At 68.2% G+C, this 19,883-nt stretch carries 19 protein-coding genes and 3 pseudogenes; 14 read left to right on the forward strand and 8 right to left on the reverse strand.

Annotated elements, in window-relative coordinates:
* The first annotated feature begins 144 nt into the window (after positions 1-144).
* On the forward strand, positions 145-807 hold the full coding sequence (locus tag OG698_RS45295; RefSeq protein ID WP_406110076.1) for a response regulator transcription factor: 663 nt from the start codon (positions 145-147) through the stop codon (positions 805-807).
* Positions 807-2,054 (forward strand): sensor histidine kinase, encoded by a 1,248-nt coding sequence (locus tag OG698_RS45300; protein ID WP_406110078.1) that lies wholly within the window; start codon positions 807-809, stop codon positions 2,052-2,054. The genes OG698_RS45295 and OG698_RS45300 overlap by 1 nt, the downstream gene beginning before the upstream one ends.
* Positions 2,055-2,298: 244 nt before the next feature.
* Here the strand turns inward: OG698_RS45300 and OG698_RS45305 are convergent, their stop codons facing one another.
* Positions 2,299-2,754, reverse strand: coding sequence for a Ku protein (locus tag OG698_RS45305; RefSeq protein ID WP_406110080.1), 456 nt, complete (start codon positions 2,752-2,754; stop codon positions 2,299-2,301).
* Between the two features lie 41 nt (positions 2,755-2,795).
* On the opposite strand from OG698_RS45305, the pseudogene OG698_RS45310 reads away from it, so the two are divergent.
* Positions 2,796-2,983 (forward strand): annotated as a pseudogene (locus OG698_RS45310) (hypothetical protein); the annotation flags it as partial.
* Positions 2,984-3,205: 222 nt separating this feature from the next.
* Positions 3,206-4,726, forward strand: coding sequence for a catalase (locus OG698_RS45315; protein ID WP_406110082.1), 1,521 nt, complete (start codon positions 3,206-3,208; stop codon positions 4,724-4,726).
* 76 nt (positions 4,727-4,802) lie between these two features.
* Here OG698_RS45315 and OG698_RS45320 read toward each other — a convergent pair whose 3' ends face one another.
* Entirely contained in the window at positions 4,803-5,645 is an 843-nt protein-coding gene (locus OG698_RS45320; RefSeq protein WP_406110084.1) for a DUF1206 domain-containing protein, read from the reverse strand.
* 443 nt (positions 5,646-6,088) lie between these two features.
* Here OG698_RS45320 and OG698_RS45325 point away from each other — a divergent pair, with 443 nt between their 5' ends.
* From OG698_RS45325 to OG698_RS45345, 5 genes and pseudogenes are all read left to right on the forward strand, one after another.
* Positions 6,089-6,244: a DUF6131 family protein gene (locus OG698_RS45325; protein ID WP_399978431.1), complete on the forward strand. Its 156-nt coding sequence runs from the start codon at positions 6,089-6,091 to the stop codon at positions 6,242-6,244.
* 1,050 nt (positions 6,245-7,294) lie between these two features.
* A pseudogene (locus OG698_RS45330) lies at positions 7,295-7,422 on the forward strand (LPFR motif small protein).
* A gap of 357 nt (positions 7,423-7,779) precedes the next feature.
* A complete protein-coding gene (locus OG698_RS45335) occupies positions 7,780-9,300 on the forward strand; it encodes a hypothetical protein (RefSeq protein WP_406110086.1) in 1,521 nt (506 codons plus the stop codon).
* Between the two features lie 307 nt (positions 9,301-9,607).
* Positions 9,608-9,842, forward strand: a pseudogene (locus OG698_RS45340) (nitroreductase/quinone reductase family protein); the annotation flags it as partial.
* 24 nt (positions 9,843-9,866) lie between these two features.
* Positions 9,867-10,352, forward strand: a complete 486-nt coding sequence (locus OG698_RS45345; RefSeq protein WP_406110089.1) for a MarR family winged helix-turn-helix transcriptional regulator — start codon at positions 9,867-9,869, stop codon at positions 10,350-10,352.
* Between the two features lie 383 nt (positions 10,353-10,735).
* Here the strand turns inward: OG698_RS45345 and OG698_RS45350 are convergent, their stop codons facing one another.
* A complete protein-coding gene (locus OG698_RS45350) occupies positions 10,736-11,386 on the reverse strand; it encodes an FMN-dependent NADH-azoreductase (RefSeq protein ID WP_406110091.1) in 651 nt (216 codons plus the stop codon).
* Positions 11,387-11,536: 150 nt separating this feature from the next.
* On the opposite strand from OG698_RS45350, the gene OG698_RS45355 reads away from it, so the two are divergent.
* The 4 genes from OG698_RS45355 (at position 11,537) to OG698_RS45370 (ending at position 14,258) form a co-directional block, all read left to right on the forward strand.
* Positions 11,537-12,205: a nitroreductase gene (locus OG698_RS45355; protein WP_406110093.1), complete on the forward strand. Its 669-nt coding sequence runs from the start codon at positions 11,537-11,539 to the stop codon at positions 12,203-12,205.
* A 100-nt stretch (positions 12,206-12,305) separates the two neighbouring features.
* Positions 12,306-13,034, forward strand: a complete 729-nt coding sequence (locus OG698_RS45360; protein WP_406110095.1) for an SDR family oxidoreductase — start codon at positions 12,306-12,308, stop codon at positions 13,032-13,034.
* Between the two features lie 167 nt (positions 13,035-13,201).
* Positions 13,202-13,519: a hypothetical protein gene (locus OG698_RS45365; protein WP_406110097.1), complete on the forward strand. Its 318-nt coding sequence runs from the start codon at positions 13,202-13,204 to the stop codon at positions 13,517-13,519.
* Between the two features lie 292 nt (positions 13,520-13,811).
* Positions 13,812-14,258 (forward strand): hypothetical protein, encoded by a 447-nt coding sequence (locus tag OG698_RS45370; protein WP_406110099.1) that lies wholly within the window; start codon positions 13,812-13,814, stop codon positions 14,256-14,258.
* 21 nt (positions 14,259-14,279) lie between these two features.
* Here OG698_RS45370 and OG698_RS45375 read toward each other — a convergent pair whose 3' ends face one another.
* The 4 genes from OG698_RS45375 to OG698_RS45390 all read right to left on the reverse strand — a co-directional run bounded on the left by OG698_RS45375 (position 14,280) and on the right by OG698_RS45390 (position 16,822).
* The gene (locus tag OG698_RS45375) at positions 14,280-14,723 is read right to left on the reverse strand and encodes a PaaI family thioesterase (RefSeq protein ID WP_399978407.1); all 444 of its coding nucleotides are present in this window, start codon (positions 14,721-14,723) and stop codon (positions 14,280-14,282) included.
* 54 nt (positions 14,724-14,777) lie between these two features.
* On the reverse strand, positions 14,778-15,395 hold the full coding sequence (locus OG698_RS45380) for a hypothetical protein (protein WP_406110101.1): 618 nt from the start codon (positions 15,393-15,395) through the stop codon (positions 14,778-14,780).
* Between the two features lie 96 nt (positions 15,396-15,491).
* Positions 15,492-16,163, reverse strand: coding sequence for an enoyl-CoA hydratase-related protein (locus OG698_RS45385; protein ID WP_406110103.1), 672 nt, complete (start codon positions 16,161-16,163; stop codon positions 15,492-15,494).
* A 47-nt stretch (positions 16,164-16,210) separates the two neighbouring features.
* Positions 16,211-16,822: a TetR/AcrR family transcriptional regulator gene (locus OG698_RS45390; RefSeq protein ID WP_406110105.1), complete on the reverse strand. Its 612-nt coding sequence runs from the start codon at positions 16,820-16,822 to the stop codon at positions 16,211-16,213.
* Between the two features lie 1,129 nt (positions 16,823-17,951).
* Between OG698_RS45390 and OG698_RS45395 the strand changes: the two genes are divergently transcribed.
* Positions 17,952-18,122, forward strand: a complete 171-nt coding sequence (locus OG698_RS45395; RefSeq protein WP_406110107.1) for a hypothetical protein — start codon at positions 17,952-17,954, stop codon at positions 18,120-18,122.
* A 429-nt stretch (positions 18,123-18,551) separates the two neighbouring features.
* Here the strand turns inward: OG698_RS45395 and snpA are convergent, their stop codons facing one another.
* Positions 18,552-19,235 (reverse strand): snapalysin, encoded by a 684-nt coding sequence (gene snpA / locus OG698_RS45400; RefSeq protein WP_406110109.1) that lies wholly within the window; start codon positions 19,233-19,235, stop codon positions 18,552-18,554.
* Between the last annotated feature and the right edge of the window lie 648 nt (positions 19,236-19,883).

The following is a 19,883-nucleotide window of genomic DNA, read 5'->3' on the forward strand; positions in this document are numbered from 1 at the left end:
GTTTGCGGGTTCCTGCCGTTGCCGCACAGCTCATACACGAATCAAAGATGCCGTCTGATAAGACAGATTCGGCATGATTCAGATATCGCGGAGCAGCGCCGGGAATCGTCCCGGTAAATTCAAGAAAAGAAAAGGTTGTCGCGCGTGCGGGTGCTGGTGGTCGAGGACGAGCAGTACATGGCCCGGGTCCTGGAGATCGGGCTGCGCAAGGAGGCCATCGCGGTCGATGTGGTGCATGACGGGGCGGCGGCCCTGGAGCGGGTAGCCGTCTACGACTACGACGTGGTGGTCCTGGACCGGGACCTGCCCGAGGTGCACGGCGACGAGGTGTGCCGTCGCATCGTCACCATGGACCTCGGCTGCCGCATCCTGATGCTGACCGCCGCCGGGCGCCTCGGCGACAAGGTCGAGGGCCTGGGGCTGGGCGCTGACGACTATCTCGCCAAGCCCTTCGACTTCCCCGAACTCATCGCTCGCCTGCGTGCCCTGTACCGCCGCACACCCATGGCCCACGCCCCCGTCCTCACCTTCGCCGACGTCCGCCTGGACACCCACCGTCGCCTCGTCACCCGGGCAGACACCGAGGTGAGGCTCACACCGAAGGAACTCGCCGTCCTGGAACTCCTGATGCGCGCCGACGGCGGGGTGCTGAGCGCCGAGTACCTCCTGGACAAAGCCTGGGACGCGCACACCGATCCGCTCACCAACGCGGTACGCCTCGTCGTGCACACCCTGCGCAAGAAACTCGGCGAACCACAGCTGGTGCACACCGCGATCAGCGCCGGCTACTACCTGGGGACCGAGTGATGCGGCCGGTCCGCGTCCGGAGCCTGAGCATCCACACCCGCCTCTTCCTCGGATTCGCGGCGGCACTCGGGGTGTGCGCCGCGCTGATGGTCACGATCATCTACACCGGGATGCGCTTCCTGCCGACGTACGATCTCAGCACGACGGTGACCGCGCCGCCCGGCTCCTCGTTCATCCAGGCATCGCCCGGGACACCGGCCAACCCCTCGCCCCGAACCCCCACACCACAGCCTTCTCCCATCCAGCCCTCCGACATCCAGCCGGGCTCGAAGACGAAAAACCTCGGCGACATCTCCAGCAAGGAAGACGTCTGGAACACCGTCCTGCTGGTCTCCGTCAGCGGGGTGCTCCTGGTCCTGACGATCGGCCTCGGCGCCGGCTGGCTGCTCTCCAAGCGGCTGCTCGCACCCCTGCACTCCATCAGCGAGGCTGCCGCCAAGGCGGCGGACGGCAACCTGAAAGACCGTATCCGCGCCGAAGGCCCCGCCGACGAGCTCAAACGTCTCGCCGACACCTTCGACACGATGCTGGCCCGCCTGGAGGAGTCCTTCGCCGCGCACCAGCGGTTCGCCGCCAACGCCTCCCACGAACTGCTCACCCCGCTGGCCACCACCAGGGCCGCGCTCCAGGTCGCCGGCGACGACTCCACCGGCGAGACGTTCGCCGAGCTCGCCCCGATGCTGCGGGAGACCAACGAACGCAACATCAGTGTCGTACGCGCGCTGCTCGACCTGGCAAGCGCTGACCACACCCCCTTCGACCCGGATCCGGTAGACCTCGCCGAACTCGCGGAACGGGCCGCCGCCGAACGCTCCGCGCAGGCGTCGGCACGCGGCATCCGTCTCGACGTGGACACGGAATCTGGCTGCGAGAGATGCGAGGTGGCCGGAAACGCCACCCTGCTGCGGCAGTTGGTCCTGAACCTCCTCGACAACGCCCTCGTCCACAACGTTTCCTGGAACGGCGACGTCCACCTTTCCGTCTTCCGGGACCGGGACGCAGCGGTGGTCATGGAGGTCGAGAACACGGGCCCGCGCGTGGACAAAGCCGTTGTGGACCAGCTCTTCGAACCCTTCTACCGGGCCCGGTCCCGGGTCAGCAGCGACCGTTCGGGGCACGGCCTCGGCCTGGCCATCGTCCGCTCGATCGCTTCGGCCCACCACGGCACGGCCACCGCGAGCGCGAACCCCGAGGGCGGACTCACAGTACGTATCGAACTTCCAGTGCCCTCACTCCCACGGGGATGACCGGACCAACAAGGGGGTCCGCACCCAGTCAGCTGTCGACCGGGCGCATGGCCGGAAGGCGTGTGTGCAGCGACCACGACGATCACCCTTGGCCTTCATCCGCTTACTGGCCACGGACAAGACCTGCTTATGGCCCGTTCAGCCGAGCGCGACCGAGCTGGGCAGCGCAGTACGCGACCGTCTGACACAGAGCGCAGTGTGACTCCGGCGGAGACGTCTCCGTCGACAGGCCATGGATGGTGCCTCACCATGGGTGACCCGGGTCGTCGTTGAGTACGTCCCCTATTAGCGTGCGGTCCTGGAACACACCGCGATGGCTGAGCCGCCGTGCCCGCGCCCCTCGCCAAGCCGACGAGCAGTTGGCCACCGTGCCACTTGCCGTCGCGAGGTCCTCGGGGGGGTCCTGGAAGAGGCCCCCGCCCCCTGCCTTGCGGCCACGATTATCGGGGGATGCCGCGGGAGCGTCGCCGTAGGCGTAGGCGGTGCGGATGTGCCCGTCGCGGGCGTGGACGACGACTCGCGCGGGGGTGTGCTCCTGGCCGGCCAACTCGCAGACTTTGCCGTAACGGATCCGGCCGCCGTCCTCGAGGTGGATCTGGCGCAAGCTGAAGCTGCGGCTTTCGGTGGCTGCCTCGAGCTTGATGGGCACCGTGACCAGGCCAAATGAGATCGCTCCGCTCCAGATCGGACGACCGGGCATCAGTACCTCCAGGTACCCCCTGGCGTCTGGCCTCAGACGTGATCGCACACCCGCGGGCGGAACACCCGGCGCAGAAGTTCGACACCCCCGCCCCGATTGCCGCAGTCCTCGACATCCTCGCCGGACGCATCCCGTTTATCGCTGCCGACCGGGCCGACACCACGTTCGAGGTCCTGCTTGCGGATACCTCGAAGGGCGGGATGTGAAGGCGGCGGAGCAGGTCACGGTCGCATGCGAGGCGCCCGGACCCCGACCGCCGAGAGATCACCCAGCAGGTGGAGGGCCGAGCAGGAAAAAGCGCCGAATGAGCGAAAAAGCCGCAGGCTGGATGTGACCAGCACGCCCACGTATCTGCCGATCAGCCGCGAAGCTGCCCCGCCGCGACCCTCCGTAGCAGCGGGCCCTACCTCGCGGCGCGACGAACACACCGATCGAAAGGCGCACGCAGCTCATGAACGACGTCACAGGTAAGGCGACCACCACGGATGCCGGGATTCCGGTCGAGAGCGACGAGCACTCGCTCACCGTCGGCGCCGGTGGCCCGATCCTCCTGCAGGACTCCTATCTGATCGAGCAGATGGCGCAGTTCAACCGGGAGCGCATTCCTGAGCGGCAGCCGCACGCCAAGGGGAGCGGCGCCTTCGGCCACTTCGAGGTCACCGGAGACGTCAGCGCCTACACGAAGGCCGCGGTCTTCCAGCCCGGCACGCGCACCGATCTGGTGACCCGGTTCTCGACCGTCGCCGGCGAGCGCGGGAGCCCGGACACCTGGCGTGACCCGCGCGGATTCGCGGTGAAGTTCTACACCACCGATGGCAACTACGACATGGTGGGGAACAACACCCCGGTCTTCTTCGTGAAGGATCCGATGAAGTTCCAGCACTTCATCCGCTCCCAGAAACGTCGTGCGGACAACAACCTCCGCGACCACGACATGCAGTGGGACTTCTGGACCCTCTCACCCGAGTCCGCGCACCAGGTCACGTGGCTCATGGGCGACCGGGGCATCCCGCGCAGCTGGCGCCACATGAACGGCTACACCTCGCACACGTACATGTGGATCAACGCGCAGGGCGAGCGATTCTGGGTGAAGTACCACTTCAAGACCGACCAGGGCATCGAGTTCTTCACCCAGGACGAGGGTGACCAGATGTGCGCGGTCGACACCGACTACCACACCCGGGACCTTTTCGAGCACATCCGGGACGGCGATTACCCGAGCTGGACGCTGCACGTGCAGGTCATGCCGTACGACGAGGCAGCCACCTACCGCTTCAACCCGTTCGATCTGACCAAGGTGTGGCCGCACAGCGACCACCCGCTGATCGAGGTCGGCAAGATGACCCTCGACCGCAACCCCACGGACAATCACGCCGAGATCGAACAGGCCGCGTTCCAGCCCAACAACCTCGTCCCCGGTATCGGCCCCAGCCCCGACCGCATGCTGCTGGCACGACTCTTCTCCTACGCCGACGCGCACCGTTACCGCATTGGCGGCAACTACCAGCAGCTTCCGGTCAACGCTCCGATTGCGCCGCTGAACACATACTCCAAAGACGGAGCCATGGCGTACCGCAAGACCGAGGACCCGGTCTACGCCCCCAACTCCAAGGGCGGCCCGGCAGCCGACACGGGCCGCTACGCGCCGCCCAGCTGGCACGCGGACGGCGACATCACGCGCGCCGCGTACGTCGAGCATGCGGAGGACGACGACTGGGGCCAGGCGGGCACGTTGGTGCGCGAGGTCCTCGACGATGCCGCGCGCGCCCGTCTCGTGGACAACGTCGTCGGGCACCTGCTCAACGGAGTGAGTAAACCCGTCCTCGCCAGGGCCTTGGAGTACTGGTCCAACATCGACAAGTCGCTCGGCGACCGCATCCAGCAGGGCGTGCGAGCCAAGGCGGACGAGAAGGACCCCAAGGCGGCGGAGCAGGCCAACCCTGCCCGGAGCAGCATGCAGAGGAAAGCCTGAGCTCTCGAACTCGCGGCCCGCTCTGAGACCAATTCTCGGTCTCGCTCCATGGACCGCACGTTGCCGGCGCTACGCATCAGAGCTTTCGCCAGCGGGCGCTGGCCCAGGAGAACATCCCGTAAGCCATGAGTCCGACCGCGATGAACATCAGAAGCCAGGGACCGACAGGTGTATCGGCGAAAGAGCGCAGAGTGTCGTCCATACCCTTGGCCTTGCCGGGCTTGTGCTGGACGGCCGCCGTGAGGGCGAAGCCGCCCGCGACAGCGAAGACGACGCCCCGAGCCGTGCCGCCGAACACCCCGAGCGCAGTGACCATCTGACGGGTCTTCGGTGACACCCCGGACATCTTCAGGTGCTCTTGGAACTTGCGACGTAGGGCCCTCACTGCGATCCATGCACCGGCCGCGGCCACCGCGGCGCCGGCGATGGCGACGATCCACTGGCCTGCCGGCCAATCCAGGGCATTCGCCGTAATGTCGCGGGAGTTCTCGTCCGAGGCACCGCTTCCGCTGCGCTTGTCACCAGCCGCGTAGGACAGCACGGAGTACGAGACGAATCCGTAGAAGACAGCACGGCCTGCGGCCATCGCCCGCTTGTTCGCCCTCCTGCCATTGGGCCCTGTTTGGCCGAACGCGGCCCCGGACAGCCTCCACAGGGCCATACCAGCCAGGGCTGTGCCGAGCAGCCAGAGCAGAGCGGCACCGAACGGCTTGCCCGCGATCTCGGCGATGGCTCCGCCCCGGTCCGCCTGCTTGCCGCCCCCGCCCGAGAAGGCGATCCGCAGCGCGAGAACGCCGATCAGGACGTAGATGATCCCGCGAGCGACGAACCCCGCACGGGCTCCCGCCGCAACTGCCGTGCTGTTCGCGGCGCGTCGCGCCTGACCGCGTCCGCGTGCCGCCACCGATCCAGGAGTCATATCCACCGTCTGCCCCCGCTGGAGGAGCCGACCCCTGGCACATTCCCGAGTCGTGTCTTCCTCGCTTACGCAGAACGTTCCCCGAGGAGGTCGGCGTCGTCCCTGAGGAGGGGGCTTGCGGACGGTAAAGCTCCGACTGGGGAGATGACAGAAAGAGCAACGTGGTGACGCTGCTGGGCGTCGGAGTCGAGATGTTCGCCGCCAGTCTTCGCCCCCTGTCACGTCGGCGGAGCAACCTCGGTGAAGGCAGGGGTGTGGATTGTCGGCGCATGGGCCGCAGAGAGATGGGCACACGGACAAAGCACGGCAGAGACCAAGCGGCCGCAAGAATTGCTGGTCGCGGGTTTTTGACCCGTTCCCGGCCTGCAGACGGCGGGAAGCGGATGCCGTCGGGCTGACAGAAAGCCGACGCATACCGACGAGACTTGATGAGAGGAACACCCATGATTGTGCTCGGAGCCATTCTGCTCGTAATAGGCCTGTTGGTCGGTATCTCGTTGCTGACGACGGTCGGCGGCGTCCTTGTCGTTGTCGGTGCGGTCCTGTGGGTCCTCGGCACCAGCGGGCGCGCAGTGGGTGGACGTAAGCACTACTTCTAGGGAAGCGTCGATCGGTGTCCCCGTGGACACCGACACCACGCACCCATAGGGCAGACCGGGACCCTGCGGACCTTCGCGTTCCGCAGGGTCCCGGTCTGCGTTTCCCGCGCGCCCTCGCCTGCTCCCTCTCGCCGCCGATTCGGCGTGCATCAGGGTTCTACGCCAGGGCGTCGTGCTCCCGCACGGGCCATCGCGGACGTCAACGGAACCGAAGAGGACCGACTATGACCCGTAGAGCCGGTAGCAGGCGCCGTCTGGGAGGTTCTGGTACGGCGTGACTGTTGTGACGACATGACCCGCTCGACGGGATGTGAGACCTCGGCTGGGAATTGTGGACGACGAGTTGTTGAAACTGATCAATCCGTTGCGGTCTGCCTGGCCGCAGGGGGCAGGGGGCAGGGGGCAGGGGGCAGGGGGCAAGGGGCACCGGGATGCTCGTTCTTGTCATCGGCAAGGAGGCCCGCGCCGCACAGCCATGGGGGCCCCACAGCACCTGCCCGTACGTCACCTGTGCGCGGGCGACTGACCTGCTGGCCTCAGCCCTTCGTCGGCGAGGCGCCGCAGGGTCGCTCGGTGCCGCACAGCGCGGAGTGCACGACGCGCAGGGTGCCGCCGGGCCGCAGCACGCGGGACGCCGCCGCGCAGACGTGGTCCACGACGGGACGTTCGTCGATGCCGCCGTCGCAGGTGAGGGCGGCGCCGCCGCTGTCAGGTCACCGCGCCGGGTGGACAACTGCTGCCGGGCCTGGACAGCGTTCAGCCGCGCAATGAGCATGGCTCTGCGGGAGATGTCGACCCCTTGGCCCGCGCCCCGAGTCAACGCGAGCGCGTGGACTGGGTTCGTGCCGAAGCGCCTGACGTGCGTCCGCGTGCCCTACCCGGCGTGAACCGCACATCCTGTCCCGTTGGTGGCTGAGCTACCCGGCGGTTCCTCTTGGGCCTCGCCTCCGGAGTTTGAGAGGCCATCGTCAGGACACCGTCCAGTCTTCGCTCCCGCCTGTGCAGTAGACCTTGGAACGGAGCCGATTGTTCCGGAAGAGAGGTTTCGTCATGTTCGCGGCCATCGCCGACGTTCTGCGTGCCATCGGCGGCGCGATTGCCACGGTCGTCACCCTGCCCTCCGAGCCGTGGCCCGCCTCTTCGGCGGGGCCGCTGACAGCACACACGGCTGGCACTGAAGACTCCGACGGCGCGCGTGACTATGCGGGGGTCTGTACGGTGAGTTGGTGAGTGGTGTAACTCCCGGGCTGGAAGCGGCAGTTGATGACTGACGTGGCGTGTGACATCAAGGCCTAAAGATTGTTGTATGCGAGTTCAGCGAGTGATCGAACTGACCGGGTGGGAGCCGCTCGGGATCTCCGCCGTGATCCTCGCGCGGGTCGGCGTCGACACCTGGCAGCGGCTCGCCCAGGCGGAGTCGTCAGCGGCCGTGGTCGACAGGGCGAATGGTGGAGCGAGGGCTAGGTTCGTGCGAGGCGCCTTGGTGTGCCTGAGGGGGGTGTCCTGGGCATGGGCATGTCGTGCAGACTGCGGGCATGTTTTCCTGGCGGAGCTACGCGTTGGCCGCGGTCCTGGCCATACTCATGGCGTCGACCGGCGCGTGGCGGGCCACGGCCGGCACGGGGTCGCACGACGTCAGCAGGCCGGTTTTCTATCTGAGCCTGCACCCTGAGACAGCCCCGCCCAGCAGCAACGTGCTGGCCGTCGAGGTCGATTACGACGGACCCCTGCGCACCGGCCGGATCACTGTCGACGCCAGCGGTATCAAGGGCGTGGCGCAGATCAGCGAGGGGGGCGACGGCTGCTCCCCGCGGGACGGCGTCTTCCGCTGCGACATGTCCCTGAAGCCCAAGTCGCAGGGCTCGTCGAGCAGGGAGCTGATCATGCGTCCGGCGACGGGTGCCAAGGCCGGGGATTTTGGAGTGCTGCGGTACACGGTGACCGCCGCGGGTTCGTCCCCCGTCCGGGGCAGCATCACCGTGATCGCCGGACGGCCGGAGCTCCGCGTCAACGAGGGGGAGGACGTGCGGGGACACGGCCCCGGCGACGCGTTCGACGTACCCGTTCTCATCCGCAACACCGGTGATGTGCCCGCGCGCGGTGTGGCGTTGGGCTTCGATGGGGCCGGGGACGTGCGCCCGGCGACGGGCCACCGCAACTGCGCACGGCTGTCCGACAGCGGCGAAACCAGGTGTCTGTTCCCCGACGCCGTCATTGCGCCGGGCGAGACGTGGCGCGTGGCTCCCCTTCCGCGGGTCAGGACGACCGAGGACGCCGTGGACGCGCGGCTGAGCTATGCGGCCTCTGCGTACAACGCCGACCTCAAACCGGGCGACCTGGGACGTGATCCGCAGCGCGGCAAGGGTCCGGCGCTACGCCTGGAACGGGATCCCGGCGACGGCGGCGACTGGTTCTTCACCACCGATACGGGCCCCGCCACCATCGATGTCCCGGTGACCAACGCCGCGGACTTCGAAGCGCGCGGCGATTCGCTGAGCGGGAAGGTCGGCACTGAGCACAAAGTCAGCATCGGATACGTCAACCATGGCCCAGCCGATCCGAATGTGGCCAAGGTGCGGGCGGTGTTCACGGTGCCGCCCGGGGCGAAGGTGGTGCAGCCGCCTTACGACCCTGAGCTCGAGGAGGAGGAATGGGAACAGCACTGTCTGACCCACGATGGCGGCCGTACGTACAGCTGTGACGGGAACACGAAGGTCGGCCGCGAAAACCTCTTCGAGTTCACGCTGCGGATCGTCAGGAAGGACAGCCGGCCGGGGTCCGTGGCCGTGTCGGTGGAAGTCGTCCATGACGATGCCCGCACGCGGCTGCCGGATCCGCGGCCGGGCAACGACATGGTCGCGGTCCGGCTGACGGCGTCCGGCCCCGCCCCGGCAGCGGACAGTGACGCCGGCGGCCTGGGGGGATGGACGCTTACCGCTGGAGCGGCGGCTGTGGCGGCGGGTGGTGTGCTGGTGATGCGGCGGATGCGCAGGGAGCCGTCGGCGGACCCGGCTGCAGAGGGCGAGTCCGGCAAGGGTGCGCCCGGGGCGGGATAGGGCTTCCCCGGAGTCGTCCCCGCTGTCCTGGCCGGAGTGCCACCACCGAGACCGTCGCCGATATGCCGATGACAGAAACCGAGCCTTTCAGTGGCAGCGCTGCGGGATCCAGGTTGTCCGCCTGCCAGTCGAGGACCTCCAGCATGGCGAGCAGCTCGCCAACCCGCGCAAGGAGGAGCTGTTACGCGAGCGGACCGCGTGGCGGATGTGCCGGGACAACCGCTGGTGGAGTGTCTTGAGGAAGAAGCGCGGCAGGGGCAGGAAGTCCGGTTCGCCGGTACATGGCGACCTCGTGCGCCGTGACTTCACCGCGGACGAGAAGGTCGAGTGGTGGGCGGCGTACGGCGGTCGCAGCGCATCCGCCGTACGCCGCATATCAGGAAAAGACTGACCGGGTGATCCCCGTCTTGGTGCTGGAACCCTCGCATGCGGCAAGGCCGGCCGATGCCCCAGCGGCGTCCGGTTGGCTCGGGCACTTCCTCGCGCGGGCAGTCCCGGCGGACGGAGCCGTATTTAGTTTCAAGCGATACCGTATCGAATGAGTGGACGGCTGGTAAAGTTCCCTTATGGCCGCCGATGTTCCTCACCAAGCCATCGCCTCGCGCGCGACCGACCGCCCTGGGGATGAATCGCCTTTCGCTCTCGGTTTGCTGCTGCGCCGGGCGCACTGGCGCGCGGCCGCCGTGATGGGGGAGGCGCTCCGGCCGCTCGGCATCGAGTTGCGGCATTTCGCCGTGCTGATCGCCCTGGTCAACGACGGGCCCACAGTTCAGCGGGACCTGGCGACGGCGACGGGGTCGGACAAGGCGGGAATCATGCGGGTCGTGGACGATCTGGAGCGCATGGGGCTGGCCGTACGCAAGATCGTTCCGGGGGACCGGCGGGTGCGGGCCGTGGAGATCACACCTCAGGGCGTCGAGCTTTTCGATGCGGCACACGTGGCGGCGGAGCCGCTGGCTGACCGTCTGGTTGCCGAACTGGGAGCGGGCGAGCCCGAACAGCTGAGGAATCTGCTGACCAGGTTCGCCTATCCCGCAGACGACGAGGTGTAAGGGCGCCCGTGCGCACCGGTCGTCTGCCGCGCCGGCGCCCTTCGTTTCGTACGGCTTCCGTGGCGACCCCGGCCTTGAGGGCAGCGGCCATCGTTGCCATGCATCGGCCCTGGCTGCAGGCGGCTCTCGCGGCTTCGTCGCCGACGGGGTCGAGTCGTCCGCCCTGCTGCCGCGCCGCATGTACTGGTCGGCGTGTTCTTCACCTGCGCATCTCCGTTCACTACGCGCCCGCTGACAGGTCGCCCCCCCCGGCCGCGCACAGCGCCGGGCCATCTGTCCCGAAGTACGGAGGGCCACAGGCACCATCGGAGCGGGTGCAGGCGCCGAGGACGCAGTGTGACGTCCTGGGGTGAAGCGTCACAGGGCGTCCTCGGCCTGGCGGGTTACGAGGCGAGGCGCTGCGCGAGTTCCTTGGCCTTGGTGGTCGCGTCCTCGAAGGCGCGCTCGCGGGAAGCCTGATACAGGGGGATCAGTTCTGCCATGGCCGCGTTGCGGGGTGCCATGGTGAGTTCCGGGACGATGAAGTCGAGGTCCAGGCCGAGGGTGCCCTTGAGGACGGCCTCCAGGTAATTCTGTACGAACTCGTAGCCCTCGCGCGGGGTGCCCGGCGCGTAGGAGCCACCGCGGCTGGCGACTACGACAACCGGGGTGCCCTGGGCGGAGGGCGTCTCGCCTGCGGTGCGACCGAGCAGGAGCACGCTGTCCAGCCAGGCCTTGAGGGTCGAGGGGATCGAGAAGTTGTACATGGGGGCGCCGATCAGGACGGCGTCCGCCTGCTCCAGTTCCTCGATGAACTTCAGGCGCGCGGCGAACGCGGCGGACTGTTCCGGGGTGCGCTCGGACGGGGCGGCGTAACCGGCGGACCAGGCGTCAGCAGTGATGTGCGGGACAGGGCTGGCCGCGAGATCGCGGTAGATCACGGTGCCCTCCGGGTGCTGCTCCTCCCAGGTCTTACGGAAGGCGGCCGACACGGAACGGGACAAGGACGCCTCGCTGGGGAACACAGACGAGTCGATGTGCAGCAGTTTTGCCATGGGCCTTCTCCTAAGTGCAGTGCCCGAGGCGGGGGAGCCAGGGGCTGAGGATTCATGCTCGGCGATAGTCAAACACGAGATGGTCGCGAGTGATACTATCTTGCTTGTAACGGAAGTGGATGCGTCGAGCAGACGGGGAGACGGGCGGTCATGGATGTCTACGAGGCAGTCGCCAGCCGACGGGCGGTGCGCGGGTTCTCCGACCGGCGCGTCCCGAGGGAGGTGCTGGACCGTGTGCTGTCCGCCGCGGCCTGGTCGCCGTCCGGATCGAACATCCAGCCATGGCACGTCTACGTGCTGACCGGCGGGCCGCTGGCCGAGGTCAAGAAGCGCGCCGGCGATCGCCTGGCCGCGGGCGACCCGTGGGACGAGCCGGAGTACGAGCAGTACCCCCTCGTGCTGAAGTCCCCGTACCGCGAGCGCCGGTCCGCCTTCGGTGAGCAGCGCTACGGCGCGCTCGGCATTGCGCGCGAGGACCTGGAGGCGCGCCAGCGGGCCGCTTCCGCCAACTGGGACTGCTTCGGTGCGCCCGCCGCACTGTTCTGCTACATCGACCGCGACATGGGCCCGGCCCAATGGGCCGATGTCGGCATGTATCTGCAGACCGTCATGCTGCTGCTCCGTGCCGAAGGGCTGCACAGCTGCCCGCAGATGGCATGGGCGAAGTTTCACAGGACCGTCGCGGAGGTCGTGTCACCCCCGGACGAGCTCATGCTCTTCTGCGGCATGTCGATCGGGTTCGAGGATGTCGCGGTGAGTGACGCCCGTACGGACCGGGCGCCGCTCGACGAGACGGTCACGTTCGTCGACGGTCTGTGACGCCGTCTACCCCTCAACTGCTCAAGGCGCCATTTCTTGCTGCGCCCACATATTCGTTCATGTGCCACATTGCGCACGCAATCCCCATGAAAGGCATGTCATGAAGATCGCAGTCATCGGCGGTACCGGGCTGATCGGTTCGCAGGTCGTCAAGGATCTGAACGCCGCCGGGCACCAGGCGGTACCGCACTCGAAGTCCACCGGAGCCGACGTCATCACCGGCCAGGGACTGGACGAGGCGGTGGCCGGAGCCGACGTCGTCATCAACCTCACGAACTCCCCGACCTTCGACGAAGCCTCCCCGGCCTTCTTCCAGACCTCGATGGACAACCTTCTGGCCGCGGCCCACAAGGGCGGCGTCGGCCATTTCGTCATCCTCTCGATCGTCGGCGTGAACCAGGTGCCCGAGCTGGACTACTACCGGGCCAAAGTGCTCCAGGAGCAGCTCCTCGTGGACGCGTCGGTTCCCTACTCGATCGTTCGGGCGACGCAGTTCATGGAGTTCATGGATGCCGCTCTGTCGTGGACGGCCGACGGCGACACCGTACGGTTGCCTGCCACACCTATCCAGCCGATCGCCTCCAAGGACGTGGCCGACGAGGTGGCCCAGGTCGCCGCCGGCGCCCCTCTGAACGGCATCCGCAACATCGGCGGCCCCGAGATCTTCACCCTGGACGAGCTGGGCCGCATCACCCTGTCCCACAAGGGCGACAACCGCACCGTCGTCACCGACCCCACCGCGGGTATGTTCGCCGCCGTCAAGGGTGACGTCCTCACCGACAAGAACGCCCACCTCGCGTCCACCCGCTACACCGACTGGCTCTCCTGACCCCCTCCCGCCTCTCCAGGCGGCACAGAACTCCTGGCCCGCCATGGACGATGGCAACAACTCGGCACAGCGGCCCAGGGACGGAGCTGCGAGTGTGACAGCGTGTGACACCGGTCCGGCCGCCCCCATGTCCGGGCGGCCGGTCGCCTTTCACGGTCACCTTGCCGATGACCGACCAGCCGGCCGGCCAGGGTGAGCGCGTACGGCAGCGGTCGCGCGATGCCGTCGGGGCGGGCAGCCTTGACGTCGACCACCAGGCGCAGCCGCTCCCGCCCTCGCGGGGCGCCAGTCCGCCCGTCGCCATCCGTGTCCTGGAACGCGGACTCGACAGCGACCTGGGTGACCGTCGCGGGCTGGTGGCGCTGGCCATCCAGTACGGGCACCTGCGCACCGCGATGAGCGCCGGATACGCCGCCCGCGGCCCGCGACGGCATTTCACGAACTGCTCTACATCGAGACCGCCCGGGCCACCGCCGACACGCTGACCACCCTCCACGACGACCTCACCCACGGGGCGGGCATCTCCGGGCCGGCCGCGCGGCGCGCGATCACGCGGCGGCGCAGGCACCGGCGTTCGCCGGTTCGATCCGCACCCACCGGCAGGCCCGCGACATCATGGGCAACCCCTCCTGCAGCACGCCCGAGCCCTGGAGAACAGGCCGCCTCCGAAGCGCTACCCGGTCCGCTCGCCGACCGGCTGGCCCGGCGCGCCGTGCAATTGCGGGAGCCGGCCGACCGCCATGGTCAGGACCCACGCCGCGTGCAGGAGCCGACCGCATGAGTCCAGCCCTTGATGAGCGCGATCGCATCCGCGCGGCGATGGACCGCATCCTGGACGGCACGCCCGAGCGCTGGAACGGCGCGCTGAAGATTGTGGCTCTCGCGGCCGAGGCCCAGGTTCCCCGCAACGCACTCACCCAGCGGCACCCCGACCTGAGGAACGAGTTCTACGACAAGGTGCGTGCCCGTGGGCAGACGCCGGACGGAGAACGACGGCTGCGTAAACAGATCCAGCGGCTCAAAGAGTTGCATACCGCGGACGCCGAAGAGATCGTCCAGGTCAAGACCGATGTCGAAGCCCTCGTGGGCGCTCTGCACCAGGCCACAGTCGCGAGCCGGTTTCTGCGCCAGCAGCTCGCTGACCGCGGCGCCATCGTCCACGCACGGACCCCGCAGCCTCGACCGCTCACGGCACACGCGGAACGCGGCGATCGTGGCAGTTGAAGCCGGCCCCGGCCGGGCGACCTAAAGGATCATGCAGGTGGTGGTGGCGTGGGCGATCAGTTTGCCCTGGTCGTCCAGCACCTTGCCCTCGGCGGTGGCGGTGCGGCGACCGGCGTGGATGACATTGCCCTCTGCGGTGAGTATCTGTCCGTCGGTGCGGGCGGCGCGGATGTAGTTGACCTTGAGTTCGAGGGTGGTGTAGCCGGCACCGGCGGGGAGGGTGGTGTGGACGGCGCAGCCCATGACGGAGTCGAGGAGGGTGGCGGCAATGCCGCCGTGGACGGTGCCGAGGGGGTTGGCGAAGTCGGGGCGGGTGTCGAGGGAGATGACGATGCGGCCGTGGTCGACCTCGTCGAAGCGCATGCCGAGCAGGCGGCCGATGGAGGGGATGTCGGTGGGGCGTTCGGTCTGCATCCAGCGCATCAGTTCAAGGCCGGTCATGGCGGTGAGGTCGGTGGTGGTCACGGTCGTTCTCCTTGCATGGTGCTGGTGTTGCCGTTGCACGGGGCGGGGTGTTCGTCAGGTGGGGAGGGGCTGGATGCCGGCGGGCACGTGTTTGTGCCAGGGGGTGCCGGTGATGGGGTCCTTGGCGATGTCCTTGAGCACGGTGCGGGCGCGCGGGACTGCCAGGGGTTCTTGTTGAGGGAAAGCGAGATCTCGGCGCGGGCGAAATCTCCGGTCGTGTGGCCGCCGGTGAGGTGGGCGTCGACGAAACCCTCGCCGGTCTTCTCCTGGGCGAGAGGGTTGGAACGGTAGCGGGCATCGAGGGCGCAGCAGGGCGCCGCTGCAGGCGCCGCCGAGGTGGTTGCCCTGTCCGCCGCCGCCGTGGAAGAAGATCGATGTGCCGCCGTGGGTGTCGCGCACGATCTTCAACCGGGCGGCGATCTCGCGTATGGCGGTGTCCCGGTCGATGGGGGTGGAGCTGCCGTCCGGCTCCCGGCGCAGCGGTGCCGTCAGCCGGGCCCCGCCGTTTTGGTTGTGGTCCAGGCGCAGGACCTTGTTGCAGGTGTATCCGGCGGTGGCGACGTGCTCCTTGTCGCCGCGGATCTTGGTGAAGCGGCGGCCGTCGGTCTGGATCTGGTTACCGCAGTTGTTCTCGCACAGGATCCACGCGCTCTTGCCCCAGGCGGCGGTCATCGGCGCTGTCTCCTCATGCGGTGGGCAGCTGGGGCAGCCCACGCCCCGGGGTGGCAGCGGCCGGGACGCGGGGTGGTGCGGTCGGTGAGGTGCTGGTCAGCCGAGCGGGTTGGTGGTGTCACGGAGGGTCGCCAGGGCAGGGGCGTACATGCGGGCCTTGATGGTGCCGAGGGTGTCGCCGGCCTTGTTCACCTGCGTCTGGGCGATCTCGATGGCGGTGGAGCGCACGGCGTCCTCGGCGATGGCCTGGTCGACGATGCCGGCGGCCGCGGCGTCGGCACCGCCGTAGCGGCGGGCGGTGAGCATGGCCTCGTGCGCGGTCTGCGGCGCCAGTCGGGACTGGATGAGGGCGGCCATGCCGGGGGTGAAGGGGATGTTGATGTCCGCCTCGGGCAGGCACCAGTAGCCGCGGTCGGCCCGCATGACGCGGAAGTCGTGGGCGAGGGAGAACATCGCGCCGGCGGCGAAGGTGTGCCCCTGCAGTGCGGCCACCGTGATGATCGGCAGCGACAGAATCCGCGCGAACAGTTCATGGACGGAGACGACGTAGTCCTGGTGCTGGTCGGCGTGGGCGAACAGCCAGTCCAGGTCGAGCCCGTTGGAGTAGAACTTGCCGGTGGCGGCGGTGACCAGGGCTCGGGGGCCCTCCGCCTTCTCCACCTCGTCGAGCGCGGCGCCGACGGCAGTGAGCCAGTCGGGGTGGAAGCGGTTCTCTCCGTCTCCGAGGTCGAGGACGAAGACGTTGTCCTGACGGTCGAGCGAGGGCATGGCGACTCCTTCGAGCTATGTAGGTGAAGCGGCTGGGCGTCTGCGGGCTACGGACGGAGCCCAGGTTCGGCACCGGGGCGGTCGCGCAGGGCGTACAGGAGCAGGTCGTGGATCTCGGCGGCAGCTGCCTCGATCGGAGCGGCGCTCTGCTCGGCCCGGCACATGATCAACGCGCCCTCGACCGCAGCGATGATGAAGGCAGCGAGTCTGCGGCTGCGTTCCTCAGTCAGGCCGTGCCGCAGGAAGAGGGCCGCGAAGGCCTCCTGCCACCGGGCGAAGACGGCGCCGGCGGAACGGGCCAGCTGAGGTGCGTCGTCGTTGGTTTCGACGGCCACCGCCACGATCGGACAGCCGGCCCGGAAGCCGCTCTCCACGAGCCGGTCGCGCCACAGCATGACGAATGTGTCGACGGCCTCCACCGGATCATCCGCCTGCATGGCGGCATCGATCTGGCCCGCGACGAAGTCCCCCGCCAGCGCCACCGCTTCGTCGATGAGCTGCGTCCGCCCGCTGGGGAAGTGGTGATACACCGAGCCCCGAGGGGCTCCGCTGTGCGCCAGCACCCGGTCGATGCTGGTCGCGCTCGCCCCGTACTCACGCAGCAGAACAGCAGCACTGAGGATCATCCGGTCACGGCTTTCACTCCTGCGCGGGCTCACCGGCACACCACCTTCCGCATGACAACGCAGCCCGCCAAGCGAGCTACCCGTAAGTAATATATGGAGTATGCCATAGACCATACAAGAGGGTCTGTGGCGGTCATTCATTCGGTTTGCCGGCAGAGGGTGGAGGCGGAGGCGGACAGGGGCAGGCGCGCGTCCTGGCGGAGTCGAGCGCGAAGGCCGCGGCCGCTTCGCAGGTCAGGGGGCAAGCAGATGCTTGGCCGGGGGAGCGAAGTAGGTGGCGGGGTCGGCGGGCGTGCCGTCGTGGCACTTCAGGCACATCCCGTGCGTGTTGAGCGGTACTGGCGCAGAGCACTAGTTCCTCAGCTGCCGTGTTCCTCGGCGAGAAGGTTCGTTGGCCCCTTCTGCGTGGCCCTGAGCCTTGGGAATCCGCAGGTCGAAACCGGGGCCCGTACGGAACCCTGCACACGTGATCGAAGCGAGAAGCCGCAGTCCAGGCTGTAGAAGAACAGCTGGAGCGCGACTGTCAGCAGTGGCGGGCTACGGGTGTGGACACGATGCGCATGGCTGTAGTCCATGGCGAGGAGCACGAGCTGGTGTGAATCGTCAGCTGGGATTCCGAGGAGTTCGTGCGCACTCGGAACTCGCAGTTCATGCCGGCTGGCAATGGGCCGTACCTGGTCGACCGAGTCGACGGGGGACTGCACCAGATCGGCGTCGTCTCCGCGGCAACCGGAGGGTGGGAGGCCGACTACCGAGCCCGGATACGAGTCGATGCAGCCACGCCGCCAGGGCCGGCGGCGACCGAGCAGCAGCTGCATGCCGGCGTTCCGGTCCAGCGCCGGACAGTCGTCCGTGACGAGCAGCCAAAGCAAGAATGACGTGAGCGGCACACGAGCATGGGACCTACCGATCGACTACGTGGCGCGTGGCGGGAAAGCCGGCGATCACCACCCAGCCAATGACAACTACAACTGGCCCCGCCGGACTCGCGGCCTTCCCCTCGTAGCGTAGAGACCGTGACTGCAGGGGAAGTTGAGGGTCATGGCGGGCAAGAGGTAGAAGTTCGACGCGGAGTTTCGTGAGGGGGCTGTGTGAATCGTGGCCGAGACCGGCAAGTCGATTCCATAGGTCGCGAAGGACCTGCGGGATCAACGAGACGACGGTGGCCACCTGGGTGTCGAGGGCGCGGGTGGCCGGCAGGGCCGGGCCTGCGGGTGAGAGTGATGAGCTCGCTCGGCTGCGGCGGGAGAGCGTTCAGCTCAAGCGGGACAACAAGGAGCTGGCCATGGAGCGTGACGTCCTCAAACGCTGCATGGTTCTGTGGGTGAAGTAGCTGTGGCGGACCCGGCGGCGGTCGTCGGGGTGATCAGCGACCAGAGAACCGGGTTCAAGATTCCGCACCGCACTTCCTGCCGGGCCCTTGGAGTGTCAGGCGTGGTTCTACAAGTGGCGGCGCCGACCGGCCGAGCCGGCGAAACGCGAGGTCAGACGGACACCGTTGGCCAAGCGGATCCGCTGCTTCTTCGACCGTTCGGGCCACACGTACGGCTCGCCGAGGATCACGGTGGACCTGTGGGAGGAGGGCTGGCGGGTGTCGCAGCCGCTTGGTGATCGAGTTGATGGAAGCGGCCCGGGTCGGGCACCAGGTCGCGGGCGGCACGGATGAGTGCAGCGCCCGGCCCGGCGAGCACACGTGCGGACCGCGGCCCCGCGCCACGGTCCGTACCGGCGGTGCAGCGCTCAGGTGGTCAGCGGGCCCGGTTCACCGCGCCCAGGGCCTGCCGGAGTCCGGGGCCTGCGAGAGTCCGGTGGCCCACAGCTGGTCGACACGCGAGCGCTCGGTGGCGTTCGGGTAGCGGTTGGTGCAGGACGGGCCGGGGCCGCCGCCCGACATCAGCTCACTGCACGGCCCGCTGTAGTTGTCCGGCAGGCCCAGCACGTGCCCGGTCTCGTGGGTGGCGACGCGGACCGAGTCGTTTTGCCGGCTCTGGGTGTAGTCGAGGAAGATGTAGCCGCTTCCGTGGCCGTTGGTGGAGGCGTAGGACCCGTCCGGGTTGTTGCCCTCGCGGTAGGAGAAGTCGCCCCCACTCGACGTCGCCTGGAGCTTGATGTTGGATTCGGAGCTGTTCCAGATCGAGGCCGCGCTCGATATCTGCGAACGGAAGCTCGGTGCCTGGGAGGCGTTGTAGTAGACGGTCACGGCCTGCGCGTATGGCTTGGCGGCACGCTTCTCGGCGACCGATTTGAGCACGGCCTGGAAGAACGCCTTGTTGTTCGCAGCCTCCTTGACCGACCCGGCGTACCGCGCCACGGAGGTACCGGCGGCAGCGGACGGGGTGGCGGCCGTCTGGGCGCTCGCCGGCACCGCCGCGCCCAGCGCGCTGGAGGCCAGACCCAGGCCGAGAGCGAGGGCGAGGAACCTCGCGGACGTTCGAGACGGTTTCATACGGGGAGCTCCTACTCGCTCGGTGACGCCGAGCGCCCGGTGCGTGGTCGACTCTGAACACGGGTTCCGAACTGCGGCGATGTCCTGTGGATCGTCATTCTTAGAACGGCTCGACAGGGAGCACAATGGGTCCCGCCACTACGCCGCCTCGTAGGTCCCGGGACCTCGCCAGGGCTGTGTGCGGGGCTTCGGTCCGTACATGGCGGCAGGACGGGAAGCTGTCACGGCGTCAGAAGCGTTACGCCACGGGGCAACGGGCGTGTGGGTCGGCCGGGCCGCATCCCGGGACGCGCGGCGGAATTCGAATCAGGGCAAATTGGACAAATGCTCAGATGCCCGCCATGTCGCATCTACTAAGCGCGCCGGTTGATTGGCGGAGCGCTGTGACTGATGTCATAGAACATGGGCTTCCGTTGCTTTCGTGCCACACCGGCCCCGGGGCGCCCCCAGGGAGTCACCTCGGCGCTGGTCGGCACCCCTCATCGCTGAGCCGCCGCCGCTCAGTCCTGATCCGGATGGAGGCCGGGCCCGCCGTGCAGCCCGGTCCGTCGAGTGGTGCTCCGGGACACCGGTGTCCTGTCTCGGCTGGCTTGCACGTCGATGCCTGGCGGGATTCGGGTCATGGCGGGGTACGTGTGGCCGCGTGGT

The organism is Streptomyces sp. NBC_01003 (genome assembly GCF_045162695.1).
GTDB lineage: Bacteria > Actinomycetota > Actinomycetes > Streptomycetales > Streptomycetaceae > Streptomyces.